21 protein-coding genes are annotated in these 21,827 nt (G+C 67.3%); 14 read left to right on the top strand and 7 right to left on the bottom strand.

All coding sequences use genetic code 11. The annotated features are described in order from the left end of the window. Positions 1-8: 8 nt before the first annotated feature. From B215_RS0117710 to metX, 3 genes are read right to left on the bottom strand one after another with little or no spacing between them, the layout of a single operon-like run. Positions 9-872, bottom strand: a complete 864-nt coding sequence (locus B215_RS0117710) for a pirin family protein (protein WP_019370980.1) — start codon at positions 870-872, stop codon at positions 9-11. Then, a complete protein-coding gene (metW, locus tag B215_RS0117705; protein WP_019370979.1) occupies positions 869-1,462 on the bottom strand; it encodes a methionine biosynthesis protein MetW in 594 nt (197 codons plus the stop codon). The genes B215_RS0117710 and metW overlap by 4 nt, the downstream gene beginning before the upstream one ends. After that, positions 1,459-2,583 (bottom strand): homoserine O-acetyltransferase MetX, encoded by a 1,125-nt coding sequence (gene metX, locus B215_RS0117700; RefSeq protein ID WP_019370978.1) that lies wholly within the window; start codon positions 2,581-2,583, stop codon positions 1,459-1,461. The genes metW and metX overlap by 4 nt, the downstream gene beginning before the upstream one ends. An 89-nt stretch (positions 2,584-2,672) precedes the next feature. Here metX and hisC point away from each other — a divergent pair, with 89 nt between their 5' ends. Next, positions 2,673-3,767: a histidinol-phosphate transaminase gene (hisC, locus tag B215_RS0117695; RefSeq protein WP_019370977.1), complete on the top strand. Its 1,095-nt coding sequence runs from the start codon at positions 2,673-2,675 to the stop codon at positions 3,765-3,767. Continuing rightward, on the top strand, positions 3,767-4,675 hold the full coding sequence (locus B215_RS0117690) for a prephenate/arogenate dehydrogenase family protein (RefSeq protein WP_019370976.1): 909 nt from the start codon (positions 3,767-3,769) through the stop codon (positions 4,673-4,675). Before hisC ends, B215_RS0117690 begins: the two co-directional genes overlap by 1 nt. Positions 4,676-4,819: 144 nt before the next feature. On the opposite strand, the gene B215_RS0117685 is transcribed toward B215_RS0117690, so the two are convergent. Then, entirely contained in the window at positions 4,820-5,056 is a 237-nt protein-coding gene (locus B215_RS0117685; RefSeq protein WP_019370975.1) for a hypothetical protein, read from the bottom strand. Positions 5,057-5,146: 90 nt separating this feature from the next. On the opposite strand from B215_RS0117685, the gene B215_RS0117680 reads away from it, so the two are divergent. The 5 genes from B215_RS0117680 to B215_RS0117660 all read left to right on the top strand — a co-directional run bounded on the left by B215_RS0117680 (position 5,147) and on the right by B215_RS0117660 (position 10,833). Then, on the top strand, positions 5,147-6,967 hold the full coding sequence (locus tag B215_RS0117680) for an ABCB family ABC transporter ATP-binding protein/permease (protein WP_026009377.1): 1,821 nt from the start codon (positions 5,147-5,149) through the stop codon (positions 6,965-6,967). An 88-nt stretch (positions 6,968-7,055) separates the two neighbouring features. Then, entirely contained in the window at positions 7,056-7,925 is an 870-nt protein-coding gene (locus B215_RS0117675) for a hypothetical protein (protein WP_152997720.1), read from the top strand. A gap of 46 nt (positions 7,926-7,971) precedes the next feature. Beyond that, positions 7,972-8,907, top strand: a complete 936-nt coding sequence (locus tag B215_RS0117670; RefSeq protein WP_019370972.1) for an alpha/beta fold hydrolase — start codon at positions 7,972-7,974, stop codon at positions 8,905-8,907. Positions 8,908-8,947: 40 nt separating this feature from the next. Next, positions 8,948-9,712 carry a tryptophan 2,3-dioxygenase gene (locus B215_RS0117665; protein WP_019370971.1) on the top strand — a complete coding sequence of 255 codons (765 nt, stop codon included), beginning with the start codon at positions 8,948-8,950 and terminating at the stop codon, positions 9,710-9,712. Then, positions 9,709-10,833 (top strand): aminotransferase class V-fold PLP-dependent enzyme, encoded by a 1,125-nt coding sequence (locus B215_RS0117660; RefSeq protein ID WP_019370970.1) that lies wholly within the window; start codon positions 9,709-9,711, stop codon positions 10,831-10,833. The genes B215_RS0117665 and B215_RS0117660 overlap by 4 nt, the downstream gene beginning before the upstream one ends. Here the strand turns inward: B215_RS0117660 and B215_RS0117655 are convergent, their stop codons facing one another. Then, complete coding sequence (locus B215_RS0117655) at positions 10,834-11,262, bottom strand: CoA-binding protein (RefSeq protein ID WP_026009376.1); 429 nt, start codon at positions 11,260-11,262, stop codon at positions 10,834-10,836. Between the two features lie 4 nt (positions 11,263-11,266). Beyond that, positions 11,267-12,223: a P-loop NTPase gene (locus B215_RS0117650; protein ID WP_019370968.1), complete on the bottom strand. Its 957-nt coding sequence runs from the start codon at positions 12,221-12,223 to the stop codon at positions 11,267-11,269. Positions 12,224-12,296: 73 nt separating this feature from the next. Between B215_RS0117650 and hflK the strand changes: the two genes are divergently transcribed. The 5 genes from hflK to B215_RS0117625 all read left to right on the top strand — a co-directional run bounded on the left by hflK (position 12,297) and on the right by B215_RS0117625 (position 19,602). Beyond that, complete coding sequence (gene hflK, locus B215_RS0117645) at positions 12,297-13,373, top strand: protease modulator HflK (RefSeq protein ID WP_019370967.1); 1,077 nt, start codon at positions 12,297-12,299, stop codon at positions 13,371-13,373. Then, positions 13,370-14,221: a protease modulator HflC gene (gene hflC, locus B215_RS0117640; protein ID WP_019370966.1), complete on the top strand. Its 852-nt coding sequence runs from the start codon at positions 13,370-13,372 to the stop codon at positions 14,219-14,221. Before hflK ends, hflC begins: the two co-directional genes overlap by 4 nt. Before the next feature lie 96 nt (positions 14,222-14,317). Beyond that, positions 14,318-15,835, top strand: coding sequence for a Do family serine endopeptidase (locus B215_RS0117635; protein ID WP_026009375.1), 1,518 nt, complete (start codon positions 14,318-14,320; stop codon positions 15,833-15,835). Positions 15,836-15,901: 66 nt separating this feature from the next. Next, positions 15,902-17,500, top strand: coding sequence for a helicase HerA-like domain-containing protein (locus tag B215_RS0117630; RefSeq protein WP_019370964.1), 1,599 nt, complete (start codon positions 15,902-15,904; stop codon positions 17,498-17,500). A gap of 155 nt (positions 17,501-17,655) precedes the next feature. Continuing rightward, a complete protein-coding gene (locus B215_RS0117625; protein ID WP_019370963.1) occupies positions 17,656-19,602 on the top strand; it encodes an OPT family oligopeptide transporter in 1,947 nt (648 codons plus the stop codon). A 2-nt stretch (positions 19,603-19,604) separates the two neighbouring features. Here the strand turns inward: B215_RS0117625 and B215_RS0117620 are convergent, their stop codons facing one another. Then, positions 19,605-20,162, bottom strand: coding sequence for a TlpA family protein disulfide reductase (locus tag B215_RS0117620; protein ID WP_330218703.1), 558 nt, complete (start codon positions 20,160-20,162; stop codon positions 19,605-19,607). 25 nt (positions 20,163-20,187) lie between these two features. On the opposite strand from B215_RS0117620, the gene argH reads away from it, so the two are divergent. Together argH and B215_RS0117610 are read left to right on the top strand one after the other, a co-directional pair. Next, on the top strand, positions 20,188-21,564 hold the full coding sequence (gene argH, locus B215_RS0117615) for an argininosuccinate lyase (protein ID WP_019370961.1): 1,377 nt from the start codon (positions 20,188-20,190) through the stop codon (positions 21,562-21,564). Next, positions 21,561-21,800 (top strand): hypothetical protein, encoded by a 240-nt coding sequence (locus B215_RS0117610; protein WP_026009374.1) that lies wholly within the window; start codon positions 21,561-21,563, stop codon positions 21,798-21,800. The genes argH and B215_RS0117610 overlap by 4 nt, the downstream gene beginning before the upstream one ends. Positions 21,801-21,827 lie beyond the last annotated feature (27 nt).

Genomic DNA, 21,827 nt, shown 5'->3' with positions numbered 1-21,827 from the left:
CAAGTCGCTCAGCCGGCGACGATCTCCGCTACGCCAAAGCTGCCGCGCTGATAATCGGCATAGGCTTGGCGGATTTCCTCCACCGAATTCATCACGAACGGGCCATGCGCGACGACCGGTTCGGCAATCGGCGCGGCGTGGCCGAACAGGACCAGCGCCGGATCGTCGGCAGTGAGCGTGAGCGTGTCGCCCGCCGAAAGGTTCGCGAGGTGCCATTGCGGCAGGCTCCGCTCGCCCACGCGCACGCCGCCGCGCACCGCGTAGAGGAACAGGTCCCGCCCGCCGATGCCGTCGAAGCTCAGGGTGGCGCCCCGCGCCAGTTCGGCCCAGCAGAGGAACAAGCCGGTCAGCGACTCGATTGGTCCGGTCTGGCCGTCGAAGCGCCCGGAGACGAGGTGCACCGTCGTGCCCTGCCCGGCCTGCACGGCGGGAAAAGCATCGGATTGCAGCCCCACATAACGCGGCGCGGTCATTTTCAGTTGGCTGGGCAAGTTCACCCAGAGCTGCAGGATCTCCATCGGCCCGCCGTCGCGTTTGAACTCGTCCGGCGAGACCTCGGCGTGGACGATGCCGCGCCCGGCGGTCATCCACTGCACGCCGCCGGCCCGGATGATGCTTTCATGCCCCGCCGAATCGGTGTGCGCGAGCGAGCCTTCGAGGATGAAGGTCACTGTCTCGAAACCGCGATGCGGGTGCGGGCCGAAGGGGAGGCCGCGATTGTTCGCCCGATAGCGCTGCGGCCCGTGATGGTTGAGGAACAGGAAGGCGCCGATCCGCTCCAGCCCTGGCCCCGGCACGGGGCGGCGGGTGACGAGGTCGCCGATATCGTCGCGGTACGCCGCATGGGTGGCGAGCAGGGTGACGTCGGTCATCGATCGTGCCTCAACAGGAAAACGGCGTGTTCGGCGAGCAGATTGGCGAGCCCGGAGCCGGTCTGCTGATCACCCGAGAGGAACCAGGCGCCCTCGATCGCGATCCCCCGTTCCTTCACCAGCGCGCGGAAATCGTCGACGGTGACATGGTGGATGTTGGGCGTCGCATACCAGGCGATCGGCAGCAGCCGCGTGACCGGCATCCGCCCCCCGAACAGCAGCGAGGCGCGTACCCGCCAATGGGCGAAATTGGGGAACGACACGAAGGCATGGCGGCCGATCCGCAGCAGCTGCTCCAGCACCCAGTCGGGCCGCCTGGTGGTCTGCAGCGTCTGGCTGAGGATGGCATAGTCGAAGCTGTCGTCGGGATAGTCGGCAAGGTCGGTATCGGCGTCGCCCTGGATCACCGATAGGCCGCGGCCCACCGCTGCGGCGACGTTGGTCGGCTCCAGCTCGAGGCCGCGCGCATCGCAGCCGCGGTCGTCGCGCAGCGCCGCCATCAGCGCCCCGTCGCCGCAGCCGACGTCGAGGATGCGTGCGCCGCGATCCACATTGGACGCGATGATCGCGAGGTCGGGGCGGAGCGTCATGGCCGTTCTCCCGCGGCAAGGAAGCCGCCGATCACGCGGTCGAGCTCCGGGCTCTCCAGCAGGAAGGCGTCGTGGCCGAAGGGCGAGCTGAGTTCGACGAAGCTGGCGGGGGCCCCGGCGGCGTTGAGCGCATGGGCGATGCTGCGCGATTCCGCGGTGGGGTAGAGCCAGTCGGTATCAAAGCTCACCACGCAGAATCGGGCCTGCGATTGGCGGAAGGCGTTGGCGAGCAGGCCGCCATGCTCCTCGGCCAAGTCGAAGTAATCCAAGGCGCGCGTGATATAGAGATAGGAGTTGGCGTCGAAGCGGTCGACGAAGGCCAGCCCCTGGTGGCGCAGATAGCTCTCGACCTGGAAGTCGGCGTCGAAGCCGAAGGTCTTGGTTTCGCGACCTTGCAGCTTGCGGCCGAACTTTGCGGTGAGGCCGGCTTCGGACAAATAGGTGATGTGCGCCGCCATCCGGGCGACGGCGAGGCCGGCGGCGGGGGGATCCTGCGCCTCGTAATAGGCGCCGCCGCGCCACTTCGGGTCCGCCATGATCGCCTGGCGACCGACTTCGTGGAAGGCGATGTTCTGCGCCGAATGCCGTGCGGCGGATGCGATCACCACCGCGGCGCGCACCCGCTCGGGGAAGGTCGCCGCCCAGCTGAGCGCCTGCATGCCGCCCATCGACCCGCCGACCACCGCGAACAGGCGATCGATGCCGAGATGATCGAGCAGCATGGCTTGCGCGCGGACCATGTCGCGGATGGTGATGACCGGGAACTGCATGCCCCAGGGCTGGCCGGTCGCGGGGTTGATCGTCGCCGGGCCCGACGAGCCGAGACAGCTGCCCAGCACGTTCGAGCAGACCACGAACCAGCGGTTTGTATCGATCGGCTTGCCGGGACCTACCATGCGGCTCCACCAGCCGGGTTTGCCGGTGACGGGATGCTCGGAGGCGAGGTGCTGGTCGCCGGTCAGCGCGTGGCAGACGAGGATGGCGTTGCTCGCTTGCGGGTTCAGCGTGCCATAGGTCTCATAGGCGATGTCTACCGGCGAGAACAGCACGCCGCCATCGAGGCGCAACGGCCCCGGCAGCGTTACCGAGCGGCGAAGGCCGAAACGCGGATCATCGGACATATCCGGCGGTTAAGCCGGGTAGGGCCGGTGTTCAAGCTTCCCCGCCGCACGGCTTGCCAATCGGCCGCCATTCCGCCAATCCGCGCCGCATGAACGCACCCGTCCCCAAGCCCTGGGTGATGGCCATCGCCCCCTATGTCCCGGGCCGCGCCACCACCGATTCGGGCAAGCCCGCCGCCAAGCTCTCGTCGAACGAGAATCCGTTCGGCACGCCCCAGGCCGCGCGCGACGCCTATGCCGCCGCCGCGACCGAGCTGGAGCGCTATCCCGATGCCGGCGCGGTCGCGCTGCGCGAGGCGCTGGGCGCACATTACGGGGTGGAGCCCGAGCGGATCGTCTACGGCACCGGCTCGGACGAGGTGCTGCACCTCGCAGCGGGCGCCTTTGCCGGCGTGGGCGACGAGATCATCTATGTCCGCTACGGCTTCGCGGTGTACGATATCGCCGCCCGCCGCGTCGGCGCGACGCCGGTGGTGGCCCCCGATCGCGACTATGCGACCGACGTCGACGCGATCCTCGCCTGCGTGACCGAAAAGACCAGGGTCGTCTTCCTCGCGAATCCGAACAACCCGACCGGCACCTACACAGCGCGCGAGGAAATCGCCCGGCTGCACGCGGCACTGCCCAAGAGCGTTCTGCTGGTGCTCGACCAGGCGTACACCGAATATCTGGCGCCCGAGGATGACGATGGCGGCCTCGATCTCGCCCGCACCCAGCCCAACGTGCTGGTGACGCGCACCTTCTCGAAGATCTTCGGGCTCGCTTCCGAGCGGGTGGGCTGGGGCTATGCGCACCCGGACATCATCGCGGCGATGCACCGCATCCGCGCGCCCTTCGCGTTCAGCATCGGGGCAGGCCGCGCAGCGATCGCGGCACTTGGCGACAAGGATTTTGTCGAGCACAGCCGCGCGCACAACGCCAAGTGGCGTGCTTGGTTCGCCGACCAGATTGCGAGCATGGGCAACAAGGGCGTGCGCGCTGTGCCTTCCAAGGCGAATTTCCAGCTCGTCCTGTTCGAGGGCGAGGTGAACGCCGAGCAAGCCTATAAGCAGTTGATGGAGGACGGCTATATCGTCCGCTGGCTGCCGGGGCAGGGCCTGCCGCACGGCCTGCGCATCACCATCGGCACCGAGGACGAGATCCAGGGCGTGGCGGCGTCGCTGCGCCGGCTGCTCGGCGCCTGATGCTGCCCTTCGCACGTGTCACCATCATCGGGCTGGGGCTGATCGGCTCGTCGATCGCCCGGGGGGTCCGCCAGCACATGCCCAGCGTGCGCGTGACTGGCTATGACGCCGATCCGTCTGTGCGCGAAACGGCGATGGCGATCGATTTGTGCGACGACGTGGCGGACAGCGCCGGCACCGCGGTGATCGACGCCGATCTGGTGATCCTGTGCGTGCCGGTGGGTGCGATGGGCGCGGTGGCGGCGGAATTCGCCTCCGATCTGCCATCGGACGCGATCGTCAGCGACGTCGGTTCGTCTAAGGAAAGCGTGATCGAGGCGGTGCGGGCGGCGTTGCCGTTGGCAACCTTCATCCCGGCGCACCCGGTGGCGGGCACGGAGAATAGTGGGCCTACTGCCGGCTTCGCCTCGCTGTTCCATCATCGCTGGTGCATCGTCACGCCGCCGGAGGGCAGCGATCCGCTGGCGGTGGAGCGCGTAAGCGAGTTCTGGCGGCGCCTGGGCGCGATGGTCGAGACGATGGAGCCGACGCATCACGATCGCGTGCTGGCGGTGACCAGCCATCTGCCGCACCTGATCGCCTATACGATCGTCGGCACCGCTTCGGACCTGGAGGAAGTCACCCAGTCCGAGGTGATCAAATACTCCGCGGGCGGCTTTCGCGATTTCACCCGGATCGCCGCATCCGATCCGACGATGTGGCGCGACGTGTTCCTGAGCAACCGCGAGGCGGTGCTCGATATGCTTCAGCGCTTCACCGAGGACCTGACCGCGCTCCAGCGCGCGATCCGCTGGGGCAAGGGCGACGAACTGTTCGACCTGTTCAGCCGCACCCGCGCAATCCGCCGCTCGATCATTGACCAGGGACAAGACGATGCCCGGCCGGATTTCGGCCGTTCGCACGAATAGGGTTGGCGCCGCGGGAACCGGCGTCCGTCCATACAATCGTAATTCCCGCGAAGGCAGGAATTCATTTGCTGCGACGCTCGGGAACGAACCTTTGCTTCAGCGCCCATAGATCCCCTTTGCGGGATGACGAAGCGCTGGGAAAGGTCAGCCTCCTGTCACCGGCCGCTGCGGCTCTCTCGCCACCATCCGTTCGCCCTGTTGCTGACACGCCGCCTCCACGACAGGATAGTCGACATCGGTGGCGCGACGAAGCGCGCCTTCCATGGCTTCCTGGCAGGCGACCTGCGACGTATAGCGGGTGGGTTCCAGGCGAACCTGGCGGCATGCCTGCGAATCGTCGCTGCAGCCCATGATGGCCAGTACGTAGAGCAGTTGGTCCATGGCGAATGACCTCCTACCGCAATCAACGGACGGACGTCCGGCCTGTTCCCGGCGTTGCATCGCGTCTCTTCGCGTCCCAAGTTAGGCGCAATGCCTCCCGAAACACTGTCCTCCGCACCCGAGCGGCCCATGCTCGGCACTATGAAGCGCTTCCTGCCCTATCTCTGGCCGCGTCACGCGCCGGGGCTGCGGGTGCGGATCGTACTCGCGCTGCTGCTCGTGCTGTGCTCGAAGCTAGTGCAGGTCTATGGCGCGCCTTTCGCGCTGCAGGGCGCGATCGACCGGATGGCCTCGGGCCCGCGCGACGCGGTGTGGCTGATCGTCGCGCTCGTCACCGGCTATGCCGCCGCGCGGCTGGGCACGGTGCTGTTCGACAATCTGCGCAACGCGGTATTCGAGCGGGTGGGGCAGGATGCGACCCGCCGGCTCGCCTCGGACGTATTCCGCCATCTCCATCAGCTGAGCTTGCGCTTCCACCTCAACCGCCGCACCGGCGCGGTTACCAAGGTGGTCGAGCGGGGCACCAAAAGCATCGACACGATGCTCTACTTCCTGCTGTTCAACATCGCGCCGACTATTCTCGAGCTCGGCATGGTACTCGGCATTTTCGGCACGCGCTTCGGCATGTGGCTGGTCGCCGGTACGCTGGCGATGGTGGTGATCTACATCGCCTTCACCCGCTGGGTGACCGACTGGCGATCGAAGCTGCGCGAAAAGATGAACGACCTCGATACCGGCGCGGTCGCGCATGCCGTCGACTCGCTGCTCAACTTCGAAACTGTCAAATATTTCAACGCCGAAGCGCGCGAGAGCGCCCGCTACGACAAGGCGATGTCGGCCTATATGACCGCCGCCGTCACCAGCGAGAATTCGCTCGCGTGGCTCAACATCGGCCAGGCGGTGATCACCAATCTGATGCTCGCCGCAGGCATGGCCCTGGTGGTGTTCGGCTGGGCGAGCGGGCGCTTCACCCCGGGCGACGTGGTGCTGGTGTCGACGCTGCTCAGCCAGTTGTTCCGTCCGCTCGACATGCTCGGCTGGGTCTATCGCACGATCCGCCAGGGCGTGATCGACATGGGCGCAATGTTCGACCTGCTCGATACCAATGCCGAAGTGACCGACGCCGCTGACGCCCGCCCCCTTGCGATTCGGCAGGGGCATGTCCGGTTTGAGGGCGTGCAGTTCGGCTATGACGCCGATCGCCAGATCTTGAAGGGCATCGATCTCGACATCCCGGCCGGCGCCACCGTCGCGGTGGTCGGTCCCTCGGGCGCGGGCAAGTCGACGCTCGCCCGGCTGATGTACCGCTTCTACGACGTGACCGGCGGCCGCATCACCATCGACGGGCAGGATATCCGCGCGGTAACTCAGGCTAGCCTGCGCGCCGCGATCGGCATCGTGCCGCAGGATACCGTGCTGTTCAACGAAACGATCGGCTACAACATTGCCTATGGCCGCGAGGGCGCGACCCCCGAGGAGATCGCCGAGGCGGTGCGCGGCGCCTCGATCGCGAACTTCATCCAGGCGCTGCCCGACGGGCTCGACACGCGCGTGGGCGAGCGTGGGCTCAAGCTCTCGGGCGGCGAGAAGCAGCGCGTGGCGATCGCCCGCACGCTGGTGAAGAACCCGCCGATTCTGATCCTCGACGAAGCAACCAGCGCACTCGACAGCCGCACCGAGGCAGACATTCAGGCGACGCTGGAAGCGATTGAAGAGGGCCGCACAACCATCGTCATCGCCCATCGGCTCTCCACCGTGGTTCATGCTGACCGGATCGTCGTGCTAGAGGCTGGCCGCGTCGTCGAGCAGGGCACCCATGCCGATTTGCTGCGCAGAGGCGGTATCTATGCCGAAATGTGGACTAGGCAGGCACAGGAACGCGAGGAAGGCGACACCTCCGTCGCTAACTAACGCCGCGGCAAGCCGTGCGATTCTGTCGATAGACGGAGCGGATTGGCTGCAGTAGCGTGACGGCGTTTCCCGAATCGGAGCCTCATCCGTGCGCGCCCTTGTCCTCGCCTTGCTTGCCGCCGTGGTTGTAAGCGTATCTCCTGCCGCGGCGAGGCCGAAGGCTTCCGAACCGCAGGCAATGCCGTGGCGCAGCCTGCTGGAATGGCGGCCGAAGGACGGTGTTGTCAGCTATGCCAGCGGGGCGCTGCGCCTGACGATCACGCCCAGCGATGCGGGCCAGCCGGAGGATCGCGTGCCGGTCGTCACGATCACGCGGACCGGCATGGCGCCGGTGACGCTGCGCGGCGCGCCGGGTCTCGCCTGGCAGTTCGGCATCGGGCAGGTGGATGCGCGGGTGAAAGCACCGGCGGTGCTGCTGCAGAGCTTTACCGGCGGCGCGCATTGCTGCAGCGTGATCGAGGTGGCGGTGCCGATGGGCAAAGCCTACCGCGCGGTGCGCCTCCGCCATCGTGGCGTTGACGGCCGGATAAGCGACATGTTCGATGCCGTGCTCGACGCCTTTCCCATCGACCTGTCCGGTGACGGGATTGCCGATTTCGTGCTGACGGACGATGCGTTCCTGTACCGCTTCTCCAGCTATGCCGGCAGCATGCCGCCGCCGCTGGTGCTGAACATCCGCGGCGGACGCACCGTCGACGTTTCGAAAGCGCCGGGCATGCGGCCGTTGTTCCTGATGAAGATGGCCGAGGCGCGTGCCTATTGCACGGCGCCTGCGTCGCAAGACAGCGAGCGCAACGGCGCCTGCGCGGGCTATGTCGCCAATGCGGCGCGCACCGGGCAGTTCGCGACGGCGTGGAAGCTGATGCTCGCGCATTACGATCGAAGCGCGACCTGGGACAGGAAGCCGTTTCCGGCAGACTTGAAGGCCCTTCTGCGCAAGAATGGCTATATCCGCTAGGCACGGATCGGTGCCGGGTGCGTTGGCCGGATTGGGAGACAAGCGGATGCTGATACCGTTCGGAGCCGCCGGGATCGGCATATTGGGCTTGGCCGGCTGGTCTGCATGGGTAGCACGCAAGGCGGAGGAGATGGTGCCACCGGACGGCCGCTTCGTCGACATCGCCGGGGCGCGGCTGCATGTCGTCGAGCTTGGCCCAGCCCATGCCGAAGGCCCCGCGATCGTGATGATTCACGGCCTTATGGGCCAGCTCCGGAACTTCAGCCACTCGCTCGCCGGGCGGCTGGCGGAAGACCATCGGGTGCTTCTGGTCGATCGCCCCGGCTGGGGCCATTCGCACCTAGCCGGCCCCCGTCCCGATCTGGCGGGGCAGGCGCGCATGATCGCGGAACTGATCGATCGACTAGGGTTGGTGAAGCCGCTGGTCGTCGGCCATTCGATGGGCGGCGCGGTGGCGCTGTCGCTGGCGCTCGACTTCCCGGCGGTGCCGCACGCCCTCGCGCTCATCGCGCCGCTCAGTCAGGTGGCGGAGCGCCTGCCGCCGGCATTTCGCGGGCTGATGACGCCGCCGGGGCTGCGCGAGTTGCTGTCCTGGACGATCGCGGTGCCGGCTGCGCTGGCGCGGGCACGCCGGAATGCGGCAGAGGTGTTTGCCCCCGATCCGGTCCCCCGTGATTTCGCCACGGCCGGCGGCGGCGCGCTGGCCGCGCGGCCACAAGCCTATCAGATGGGCAGCTTCGAAGTGAATATGGCGACGCGCGCGATGCAGACGCTCGTCCCACGCTACGGCGAGATCACGCTGCCGGTATCGATCCTGTTCGGCCGGAACGACAATGTGCTCGATCCCGCGCGCCACGGCGAGCGCACGGCACGGGAGATCGTCGGCGCGCGGCTGACGCTGATCGATGGCGGCCACATGCTGCCGGTGACGCACGCGGCGCAGACCGAAGCATGGCTGCGGGCGGTGCTGGCCGGCCGATAACCGGCTCGACCCATTCGGCATTGCAAGCTAGCCTTGCGGGATGACCGAAGCGATGACTTATGGGCGCTATCTGGCGCTCGACGATCTGCTCGCCGCCCAGCATCCCCGTTCGGACCGGCACGACGAGCTGTTGTTCATCATCATCCACCAGACCAAGGAATTGTGGCTCAAGCAGATACTTGCGGAACTGCGGCTCGCCAAGGCGCTGGTGCGTGACGGCAAGCTGATCGAGGCCTACAAGGGGCTGGCGCGCATCAGCCGCATCCAGGCGGTGATGACGCTCAGCTGGGACGTGCTGGCGACGATGACGCCCAGCGATTATACCCGGTTTCGCCAAGTGCTGGGCCCCAGTTCCGGCTTCCAATCCGATCAGTTTCGCGCGGTGGAGACGATGCTCGGTCTGCGCGGTGGCGGGGTGCCGGGGCCGCTGACCACCGCGGCCGCCGCCGAGCCCAGCCTGTGGGACGATGCGAATGCGGCGATGGCCGCTGCCGGCTTTCCGCTTCCGGCGGAGGCGCTGGCGCGGGACTGGCCGCAGCCCTATGCACCCAGCGAAGCGGTGCGTGCCGCCTGGGCCGAGGTGTATCGCGACCCGACTCGCCATTGGGATCTGTACCAGCTCGCCGAGAAGCTCGTGGATATTGACGATGCGCTGGCCACCTGGCGGCACAAGCATGTGCTCACGGTGAGCCGGGTGATCGGCGGCAAGCCCGGCACCGGCGGCACCGCCGGTGTTTCCTATCTGGAATCGACGCTGGCCAAGCGCGCTTTTCCCGAACTCTGGTCGCTCAGGACGGACCTGTGAGCGGCTGGAAGCATCTGTTCCAGCGCGCCATCGCCGCTGCCCCCGATCGGCTGCATTTCGCCGCGCACAGCCACCATCTGTGGCCCGATGCGTCGTGGTTGGGGCAGCAGGCGGCATGGGACGATGCTGCGCGCCTCGCCGATCGCAAATGGGGCCGCGTGATGGACGAGATCTGGCCGGCGGCTCAGGCCGAAGTCGCTACCGAACTGCGCCTGCCTGATCCATCCACCGTGGTGTTTGCCGCCAACACGCACGAATTGCTGCTGCGCGTCGTCTCGGCGATGGCGCCGCGCCGGCCGCTGCGCATCCTGGCAACCGACGGCGAGTTCCACAGCTTCCGCCGCCAGTCGCTGCGCTGGGAGGAAGCGGGCACGGCCAGGGTGACGCGCGTGCCGATCGCGCAGATCGTCGCGACGGCAGCGGGGGGCGATTTCGACCTGATCGTGGCCAGCCACGTCCAGTTCGGCACCGGACATATCTTTGACGGCATCGCCGATCTTGCCGCGCTCGCCCGGCCCGACGGGCCTTGGGTACTGATCGACGGCTATCACGGGTTCATGGCGGTCGAGACCGATCTGTCGGTGGTGGCCGATCGGCTGTTCTACGTCGCCGGCGGCTATAAATATGCGATGGCGGGCGAAGGCGTCGGCTTTCTCCATGCGCCGCCGGGGTTCGGGCTCCGGCCGGAACTCACCGGCTGGTATGCCGAATTCGAGGATTTGGCGCTGCCGCCAGGCACAATCGGCTATGCGCCCGATGCCCGGCGCTTCTTGGGCGCGACGTTCGATCCGTCCGGGCTATACCGGTTCCTTGCGGTGCGCGAGATGCTGGCGCGTGAAGGTTTGACGACGGGCGCGATCAACGCTCATGTCGCACCGCTGCGCGCGCAACTGTTGGATCAATTTCCCCTCGACGCCGAACAAATCAATCCTGCCGCGCCGGATGCACCGCAGGCGCGCTTCGTGGCGTTGCGTTCGCGCCATGCCGCCGCCTGGCAAGCGGCGCTGGCAGCGGAGGAGATCGTAACCGACGTACGCGGTGACGTGCTGCGCATCGGGCTGGGCCTGTATCAGGACAGCCGTGACGTGGCGCGGCTTGGCGCCGCGCTTGCCCGGCTTTGACTAGGCGACGGGAGCGAGGCCCAGGCGACGGATCTCGATTGCCGGGCAGCGGTTCATCACCACCTTGAGGCCAGCGGCTTCCGCGCGGGCCGCCGCGGCTTCGTCCACTACGTCCAGCTGCATCCATACCGACTTGGCCCCGGCAGCGATGGCGGCATCCACCGCTTCGCCTGCCTGTTCCGAGCGACGGAAGATATCGACCATGTCGATCGGGACGCCGATCTGACCGATATCGCGGAAGACGAACTCGCCGTGGATATGTTCACCGGTAATCTGCGGGTTCACCGGGATCACGCGATAGCCGTGGCGCTGGAGCAGCAGCATCACGCCGTTGCTCGGCCGATTCGGTCGATCGGATGCGCCAACCATCGCAATGGTCCGCGTTTCTTCGAGCAGTGCCCGTATGTCTTCGTCGCGAGTCAGCGGCATCATGTTACCTCTTGACCCATTCATAGACGGAATCGGCCAAGGCGCCAAATGGCGCCGCCGTATCGCCGTCGCCGGCCGCGGGCGGCGTGCCCGCATCGGAGGCGGCGCGGATCGCCATGGTGAGCGGGATGCGCGCGAGGAACGGGATGCCGAGCGTGCCGGCCGCCGCCTCCGCTCCGCCGCTGCCGAATGGATCCGAAATGCCGCCGCAATGTGGGCAGCAATAGCCGGCCATGTTTTCGACCAGCCCGACGATCGGCACGCCCGCCTTGTTGAACAGATCAATCGCGCGGGTGGCGTCGATCAGCGCCAGATCCTGCGGCGTGGAAACGATCACCGCGCCGGCAGGCTTGTGCTTCTGGATCATGGTCAGTTGCACGTCGCCGGTGCCTGGCGGCAGATCGAGCACCAGCAGCTCGGTATCGCCCCAATCGGCATCGACCAGCTGGCCCAGCGCGCCGCCCGCCATCGGCCCCCGCCATGCGATCGCCTGCCCTTCGGCCACAAGGCCGCCCATCGAAAGTAGCCGCACGCCGTGCGGAGTCTCCACAGGGAGCAGCGTCTTTTCGCGCGCCTGCGGTCGCACGCCTTCAACCCCCATCAGCTTTGGCTGGGACGGCCCATAGATATCGGCGTCGACCAGCCCGACCTTCAGGCCCCTGCGCGCCAGTGCGATGGCGAGATTGGCGGCCACGGTCGATTTGCCCACGCCGCCCTTGCCGCTGGCCACGGCAAGGATGCGTCGGGTGCGCCGCTCGCTGGTGCGCAGCACGCGCACCTCCGCCACCTCCGGCAGGGCGGCGGCGGCGGCGCGCACATCTTCCTCCAGCGCCGCCTGAACCTCTGGCGCGAGGCCGGTCACGTCGAGGACGATATCGACGCGGCTTCCGGCCAAGCGGGCTGTGGCGCGGCCGGCGGAAACGGAGGCGAGCGCGGCGGAAAGACTGTCTGGCATGGTCATGGCGCCGGACACATAGGGAGACAATCGTCGGCTGCCACTGTAAATCCGCAGATCCATCCTTATAAAGGCTGGCATGGCGAATAGTTCTGGCCGCGATATCTTGTCCGGCACCTTCCACAATGAGGCGCCGAAAAGCCCCTGGGGCAGCGGCAATGGCAGCGGCGACAAGGGCGGCGGGCCGCGCAATCCCTGGTCCGTGCCGCCCGGCGGCCGGCGAACGGGCGGCAGCGGCCCCAGCGCGATCGACGAACTGTGGCGCCGCGCCCGCAATGGCGGGGGCGGCGGTTTCCCCGGCGTACCCAGCGGATCGCGTCTGTGGCTGCTGATACTCGCAGCGCTGATCGGCATTTGGGTGCTGTTCACCTCGATCCATCCGATCGGGCCACGCGAAAAGGGCGTGGTGACGTTTCTGGGCCGCTATTCGGGCACGCTCGATCCAGGCATCCAATTCACTTTGCCGGCGCCGTTCCAGTTGGTCGAAGTCGTCGATGTGGGCAACATCCGCACCGAGAACTTCCCGGCCAGCGGCGAAAATCTGGTGCTCACCGGCGGCCAGAACATCGTCGATCTGGCCTATTCGGTACGCTGGGACGTGCGCAGCGCGCCGCTTTACGTGTTTCAGCTGGCCGATCCGCGCGAAACGGTGCGCGCGACGGCGGAAAGCGCGATGCGCGCGGTGATCGCCAATACCTCGCTGAACGAGGCGATCGGCGAAGGCCGATCGCAGATCGAGGCGGAGGCGCAGGTGTTAATGCAGCGCATCCTCGACGAATATCAGTCCGGCATCCGCATCCAGGGCGTGGCGGTGCAGAAGGCCGCGGCACCCAGCCAGGTCGATGAGGATTTCAAGGCAGTGACGGCCGCCAGCCAGGAAGCCGAATCGAACCGCAACAACGCCAATGCCTATGCCCAGCGCGTGATCGCAGCGGCGCAAGGCGAGGCGGCCGAGTTCGACAAGATCTACGAACAATATCGGCTTGCGCCCGAAGTTACCCGGCGCCGGCTCTACTATGAAACCATGGAGTCCGTGCTGGCTCGCACCAACAAGACCATCATCGAGGCGCCCGGCGTGAACAGCTATCTGCCGCTGCCGCAGCTGCGTAACCGGCAGCAGGCCGAAGGTGATGCCGCGAAGGGAGATGCCAAGTGACCGGTTGGATTCGCAACCCGATCTCGCTCGTCGTCGCGGTGATCCTGCTGCTCGTCCTGCTGATGAGCACGGTGTCGATCGTGCCGGAGACCAAGCAGGCGGTGGTTCTGCGGCTGGAGAAGCCGTATCGCACCGTCAACGCCTATCAGACGGGCGAGAATTTCGGCCGCACGGGCGCCGGACCGGTGTTCCGCATTCCGTTCGTTGATCGCCTAGTCTGGGTCGACAAGCGCGTGCTCGATGTCGATCTTCCCGGCGAGCCGGTGCTGTCGACAGACCAGCTGCGGCTCGAGATCGATGCTTATGCCCGCTATCGCATCACTGATCCGCTACGGATGGTGGTTACGGTCGGCAATGAGGAGCGGTTACGCGAGCAGTTGCAGCCGCTGCTGCGCTCGTCGCTGCGCAACGAGCTGGGCCGCCGCCGTTCGGAAGTGCTGCTCAGCCCCGAACGCGGGCAGGTGATGGACAATATCCAGGCATCGCTGCAGCGCCTTGCCAGCCAATACGGCGTCGCGATCGTCGATGTCCGGATCAAGCAGACCGAGCTGCCCTCGGGCTCCCCGCTCGACAGTGCGCTGACCCGCATGGCCAGCGCCCGTCGGCAGGAAGCGGAAACGATCAAGGCGCAGGGCTTGAAGGACGCGCAGATCATCCGCGCCAACGCGCAGGCGCAGGCGGCGGAAATCTATGCGGCGGCGTTCAACAAGGATCCGAAGTTCTACGATTTTTACCGCGCCATGCAGTCGTACCGGACGACCTTCCTGAGCCCTGACGCAAAGGGCGAGTCGCAGATCATTCTTTCACCGAACAATGCGTATCTGAAGGAGTTCACCGGGCAACGATGAGCCTGTCCGGCCGTTCATATTCAATTCCGGTTCAGCCGCGCTGCGTACAAGCGCGCGATGAGACGAAGACTGTTCCTTTCGAGAGGAAATGATCCCGTGCGTTACGCCTACGCCTTGACTACTGCGGTTCTCCTGGGTGGCGCCGCCACTGCGCTTTCGCTCAACCAGCCGGCCGGCGCGCAGACCGCGCAGAACGAACCGGGCACCATCCAGGCGGTCGCGCCCAAGGCCGGTGCACCGATGAGCTTCGCCGATCTGGTGGCGCGCCTCCAGCCGGCGGTGGTTAATATCTCCACTACCCAGCGGGTGCAGGTGAATGCCAATCCCTTCGCGGGCACGCCGCTCGAAATGTTCGGCTTTGGCGGCGGCCAGGGCCAGCCGGTGACGCGCGAGGCGCAGTCGCTCGGTTCCGGCTTCATCATCTCCGCCGATGGTTATGTCGTCACCAACAACCACGTGATTTCCGCCGGTGCGCGCGGAGCGGTGGTTGAATCAATCACCGTCACGCTCGCGGACGGCCGCGACTTCAAGGCCAAGTTGATCGGCCACGATGCCGCGTCCGACCTCGCGGTGCTCAAGATCGACGGTGCGGCGCTGCCCTTTGTGAAGTTCGGCGATTCGAGCCGCGCGCGCGTGGGCGACTGGATCGTTGCGATCGGCAACCCGTTCGGGCTGGGCGGCACCGTCACCTCGGGCATCATCTCGGCTACGCACCGCGTCACCGGCGCAGGGGCCTATGATCGCTTCATTCAGACCGATGCCTCAATCAACCGCGGCAATTCGGGCGGCCCCATGTTCGATCTGAACGGCAACGTGATCGGCATCAACTCGCAGATTTTGTCGCCCACCGGCGGGAATGTCGGCATCGGCTTCGCGATTCCGGCCGAGGAAGCCAAGCCGATCATCGACAAGCTGATGAAGGGCCAGTCGATCACCCGCGGCTATCTCGGCATCGCGATGCAGGATCTGACCAAGGATCTGGCGGCCGGCTTCGGCCTGCCCTCCGATCGCGGCACCCTGGTCGCGCGCGTCGAGCCGGGCCAGCCGGCTGAGAAGGCGGGCATCAGGCAAGGTGACGTTATCGTCAAGGTCAATGGCAAGGACGTGACCCCCGAACAGACGCTGTCCTACATCGTTACCAATGTGCCGCCGGGCACGCGCGTACCGGTGGAGCTCATTCGCGACGGCAAGCGCCAGACCGTGACCGTCACCGTCGGCACGCGTCCGCCGGATGAGCAGCTTGCCCAGTTCGACCCCAACGACCAGGACGGCGGGCAGGGCGAAGATGGCGACGACAGCTCGGCGACGGCGCCCAGCGCCGCGCTCGGCATTGGCGTGACGCCGCTGACCCCGCAAATTGCGCGCTCCGTCGGCGTCGATCCGTCGATCGGCGGCCTGGTGATCCTGGGCGTCAATCCGAGCAGCGACGCGGCGGGCAAGGGTCTGCAGCGCGGCGACGTGATCGTCACGGCGAACCAGCAGCCGGTTCGGACAGCTGCCGACCTCAGCCGGATTGTCGCGGCAGCGAAGGCCGCCGGGCGCAGGCAGATCGTTGTTTTCGTTCAGCGCCGGAACCAGGGCAACTACTTCCCGCTTGGTATCACCGGCAACTGATTCGCCGCAAAGCGGCTGACCAGGCCCCGCTTTTTGCCTATGCCTGCTCCGGACAAGGAGTAGAACATGGCGCAGGAAGCGGGCCTTTTCGTGGGCGCAGCAGGCAGTGAGCGGATCAACCTCAACCTGCGGCGCGCCAATCGTCACGGGCTTATCGCGGGCGCGACAGGCACCGGAAAGACGGTGACGTTGCAGGGACTGGCGGAAGGCTTCTCCGCCGCCGGCGTGCCGGTGTTCGTGGCGGACGTGAAGGGCGATCTCGCCGGCCTGGGCATGGCCGGATCGCCGCTCGCCAAGCCCCACACGACCTTCGCCGAGCGCGCCCGGGCGATCGCGGACGGCGACTGGCAGTACCGCGCGATGCCGGTGCAGCTCTGGGACCTTTTCGGCGAGCAGGGCCATCCGATCCGCGCCACCGTGTCCGAAATGGGCCCGCTGCTGCTCGCGCGGCTGATGAACCTGAACGAAGTGCAGGAAGGCGTGCTGACCATCGCCTTCCATGTCGCCGATGCCGAGGGGCTGCTGCTGCTCGACCTCGACGACCTCCAGGCGATGCTGGCGCATTGCGCCGAACGCGCCGACGAACTCGGCACCACCTATGGCAATGTCTCGAAGCAGAGCGTCGGCGCGATCCAGCGCCAGCTGCTTCAGCTGCGCACCCAGGGCGGAGCGCACTTCTTCGGCGAGCCTGCGCTCAGCATCCAGGATTTCCTGGCGCTGGACGACAGCGGGCGCGGCGTGATCAACATCCTCGCCGCCGACAAGCTGATGGCGAGCCCGCGGCTCTACGCCAGCTTCCTGCTCTGGCTGCTCTCCGAACTGTTCGAAACGCTTCCCGAGATCGGCGATCCCGACAAGCCGGTGCTCGTCTTCTTCTTCGACGAAGCGCATCTGCTGTTCGACGACGCGCCCAAGGCGCTGCTCGAGAAGATCGAGCAGGTGGTGCGGCTGATCCGCTCCAAGGGCGTCGGCGTCTATTTCGTCACCCAGAACCCGATCGACATACCCGAAGATGTGGCCGCCCAGCTCGGCAACCGCGTCCAGCACGCGCTGCGTGCCTTCACGCCGCGCGACCAGAAGGCGATCCGCGCGGCGGCCGAGACCTTCCGGGCACGCGACGGCCTCGACGTGGCGACTGCGATCACCGAGCTGGCGGTGGGCGAGGCGCTGGTCTCGCTGCTCCAGGCCGATGGCGCCCCCGCGCCGGTTTCGCGCACATTGATCCGGCCCCCTGCCTCGCGCGCCGGCCCGCTGGCACCGGATGAGCGCAAGATCCTCGTCGAAACCGACGCGATCGGATCGAGATACGACGTGACGATCGATCGCGAATCCGCCGAGGAACTGCTGGCCGCCAAGCGCGCCGAGGCCAGCGCTGCCGCCGCCGAGATTCAGGCGCGCGATACCGCCGAGAAGGCCGCCGCCGCGCAGGCGAAGGAGGATGCCCGTCGCGCCAAGGCGGCGGAGCGCGCCCGCATCGCCGCCGAGCGCGAGGCGGCGAACCATCCGCTGAACCGGGCGATCCGATCGGCATCGCGGTCCGCGTCCTCCGCCGCCGGCCGGGCGGTGGCGAACGAAGTGAGCAAGGCGGTGTTCGGCAGCAAAAGCGGCGGGGGTGTGCTGGGCCAGGTGGTGCGCGGCGTGCTGGGCGGGCTGTTCCGCGGCTGACCCGAGGGAAAGCCCTGTTCTTTCGCGAGCGCCGGTGCCACGGTGGCGGCAATGCGACGGCGAGGGTGCCTATGCTGATCCGGACGGACCACTGCGTGCAGCAGTGGCATGGATTCGTGCGCCCCGCCGCTTCCCTCTTTCGGAGCCTCTAGCGCATGGCCACTGCCTCTGCCCGTGCGCCGCTTGAACTCACGCTGCGAGGCGTGCTGCTCGGCGGCGTGATCACGCTGCTGTTCACGGCGGCAAATGTCTATCTTGGCCTGAAGATCGGCCTCACCTTCGCTACCTCGATCCCCGCAGCGGTGATCTCGATGGCGATCCTGCGCTTCTTCTCGAATTCGACGATCCTCGAGAACAATATCGTCCAGACCGTCGCGAGCGCGGCGGGCACGCTGGCCGCGATCATCTTCGTGCTGCCCGGGCTGGTGATGATCGGCTGGTGGAACGGTTTCCCCTATTTGGAAACCGCCGCGATCACGATGTTCGGCGGCATATTGGGCGTGATGTTCTCCGTGCCGCTGCGGCGTGCGCTCGTCGTCGATTCGCCCGATCTGCCCTATCCCGAGGGCCGCGCCGCCGCCGAAGTGCTGCAGGTGGGCGCAGGCAGCCGCGAGGGCGCCGAGGAAAGTTCGCGCGGGCTGGCGGTGATCGTCGTCAACGCGCTCGCTTCCGCCGGGTTCGCGCTGATCACCCGGATGCGGCTCGCCGCCGAGGAAGGCGCGGTCTTCTTCAAGGCGGGGGCAGGCTCCACCGGCATCATCGGCGGGCTGCAATTCGCGCTGATCGGTGCGGGGCATCTGATCGGCCTCACCGTCGGAATCGCCATTCTGGTCGGCGTGGCGATCGGCTGGTGGATCGCGCTACCGATCCTGAGCGCCGGGATTCCGGGCGCCGCCGAGGAGGTGGCCAGCGCCGTGTTCCGCAGCGATGTGCGCTTCCTGGGCGCGGGCACCATCGGCATGGCGGCGATCTGGACGCTGCTGAAGATCATCGGCCCGGTGATCGGCGGCATCCGCTCCTCGCTCGCCGCTTCCGCTGCCGCGCGCGGCGGCGCCGTGGTCGCGGTGGGCGAGCGCGACCTGCCGATCGGCATCGTCGGCGGCGTGACGCTGTTCATGCTGCTGCCGATCGGCTGGTTGTTGTGGAGCGTGCTCTCCGTCGGCCCGCTTTCCGCCTCGGCCGGGCTGCTGGTGGCGGGGTCGCTGGCGTTCGTGCTGGTCGTCGGCTTGGTGATCGCATCGGTGTGCGGGTACATGGCCGGCCTGATCGGCGCATCGAACAGCCCGGTTTCCGGCATCGGCATTCTTTCGGTCGTCGCGGCATCGCTGATGCTCGTCGGGCTGTTCGGCCGCGATCTCGATCCCGGCACCACCCAGGCGCTGATCGCCTATGCGCTGATCGTCACCGGCATCGTGTTCGGCGTGGCGACGATCTCCAACGACAATCTCCAGGACCTGAAGACGGGCCAGCTGGTGGGGGCTACGCCCTGGAAGCAGCAGGTCGCGCTGATCTTCGGCGTGATCTTCGGCAGCCTGGTCATTCCGCCGGTGCTGAGCGTGCTCAACGCCTCGTTCGGCTTTGCCGGCGTTCCGGGGGCCAGCGCCGACGCGCTGCCCGCCCCGCAGGCGGCGCTGATCTCGTCGCTGGCCAAGGGCGTGCTGGGCGGCGACCTGCGCTGGGACCTGATCGGGATCGGTGCATTGATCGGCGCGGGCGTGATCCTGGTCGACGAGGTGCTGGCCCGCACCAGCAAGTTGCGGCTGCCGCCGCTGGCCGTCGGCCTGGGCATCTACCTGCCGATGGGCGTGACGCTGACGGTGGTGGTCGGCGCCGTGATCGGCTGGTTCTACGATCGCGCTGCAGACCGCGCGCGCGACCCCGAACTCGTCAAGCGCATGGGCGTGCTGATGGCGACCGGCATGATCGTCGGCGACAGCCTGTTCGGGGTGCTCTACGCCGGCATCGTGTACGAAACCGGTAGCGAATCGCCGCTCGCGCTGGTGGGTCCCGGCTTCGCTCCCTATGCGCTGGCCGGGGGCACGCTGGCGTTCCTGGCGATCACGCTCGCGCTCTACGTCTATACCAAGCGCAAGGCGGTCTAACCTTATTTGGCCTCGGCGATCAGCGCCGAGGCCTGCTCGCCGGACCAGTCGAACTCGCCCGCAACACGCCACACTTCCTTCCCTGCGGCATCGTAGAGGATCGTGGTCGGCAGATTGGCGCCGAGCTCCACGCTGAATGCCGTATCCGTATCGAGATAGGGCTTCAGCGCCTGGTAGCCGTTCTTTTGGAAGAAGGGGCCTACGACCTCCATTCCCTTAAGATCCTGGCTGAGCGGCAGGACCACCAGCGCGTCACCCGTGCGGCCGGCCAGCGCATCGAGCGTCGGCATCTCCTTGATGCACGGGATGCACCAGGTGGCCCAGAGGTTGAGCAGCACCGGCTTGCCGCGGAAATCGGCCAGCGACAGCTTCTTGCCGGCCGCATCCGTGAACGGCAGGCTCGGCGCGGTCTCGCCTGCGTGGCTGCGATCGACCTTGCTGACGGGCGCGGGTGCAGCGGCGTTTGCCGGGGCCGAAGTTTCGTTCGCTTGCTGAGACGGCTGCGTTTGCGTATCGCACCCCGCGATTGCGAGGGCGCCCAGAAGGAGAAGACCGATCACCGAGCGCAAGGACAGCTCCAATTCCATGTGGGGAGGGCGCTTCGCCGAAGGCCCGTCCGCGGTGATGCGCGAGATAAACGCCTCCATCCCCTTCGACAAGCGGATGTGGCAACAGGATCTGCGCGGCTCCAAGGCGCATGTCGCGATGCTGGGCCAGCAGGGGATCGTGGGTGCGGAGGATGCCGCGACGATCGGCGCGGGTCTGGATCAGGTCGCCGAGGACTTCGCCGCGCACGGCGTGCCCGAGGATCTCGCGCTCGAAGACATCCATATGCTCTCCGAAAGCCGGCTGGCAGAGAAAATCGGCCCCGTGGCGGGCCGCCTGCACACCGCGCGATCGCGCAACGACCAGGTCGCGACCGATTTCCGCCTCTGGGTGCGCGACGCGATCGACCAGGCCGATGCGGCGCTGGGCGCGCTGCAGGACGCGCTGCTGGCGCGCGCCGAGCAGCACGCCGACAGCGTGATGCCGGGCTTCACCCATCTCCAGGTCGCGCAGCCGGTGACCCTGGGCCACCATCTGATGGCCTATTTCGAGATGTTCGCGCGCGACCGCTCGCGGTTGAAGGATGCGCGGGCGCGGATGAATTTGTGCCCGCTGGGCTCGGCGGCGCTGGCCGGTACCGGCTTCAACCTCGACCGCGAGATGACGGCCAAGGCGCTGGGCTTCGACGGCCCGACCCGTAACTCGCTCGATTCGGTGTCAGACCGCGACTTCGCGCTCGATTACCTGACGGCCGCCGCGCAGTGCAGCCTCCACCTCAGTCGGTTGGCCGAGGAATTCGTGATTTGGGCGAGCCAGCCCTTCGGCTTCGTGGCACTTTCGGATCAATGGTCGACCGGCAGCTCGATCATGCCGCAGAAGCGCAACCCCGACGCGGCCGAGCTGGTCCGCGGCCATTCGGGACGGATCAGCGGCGCGCTGTTCAGCCTGATGATGACGATGAAGGGCCTGCCGCTCGCCTATTCGAAGGACATGCAGGACGACAAGCCGCCGGTGTTCGAGGCGCACGATCTGCTCGGCCTCAGCATCGCGGCGATGACCGGCATGGTCGAAAGCGCGACCTTCCGGCTGGAGCGGATGCGCACCGCAGCCGAGGCCGGCTTCTCGACCGCGACCGACCTGGCCGACTGGCTGGTCCGCGAGGGCGGCATTCCGTTTCGCGAGGCGCACCACATTACCGGCCGCGCGGTGGCGAAGGCGGAAGCGGGCGGCATCCGGCTCGACCAGTTGCCGATCGACGCGCTCAAGGAAATCGATGCGCGGATCGACGAACGCGTGTACGGCGTTCTCAGCGTCGATGCATCGGTGAACAGCCGGACGAGCTTCGGCGGCACGGCGCCCGCACGGGTTCGTGCGGCGATAGCGGCGGCCCGCAAGGGTCGCGAGGAGGAAGCATGAGGAGGCAAATGCTGCTCGCGAGCCTGGTGCTCGCGCTCGGCGGTTGCGGTGCACGCGAACCCCTGGCCCCGCGGCCGGGTGCTTCGCTGCCGGTGGCGCCCTATGGCGCCCGCGCAACGCCCACGCCTCCCGACCTTCTCAAACCCGAGCCGCAGACCCGCCCGGCGCGCAGCGACGACCTGATCCAGGCGTCCGAAGCGCGGCGGAGCGACGAGTTCGACCTGCCACCCAACTAATTTTGGCGGCCATTCGCGCCGCACCCA

This window comes from Sphingomonas sp. ATCC 31555 (assembly GCF_000282895.1).
Classification (GTDB): Bacteria; Pseudomonadota; Alphaproteobacteria; order Sphingomonadales; family Sphingomonadaceae; genus Sphingomonas.
This window is presented reverse-complemented; position numbering and strand designations above follow the sequence as displayed.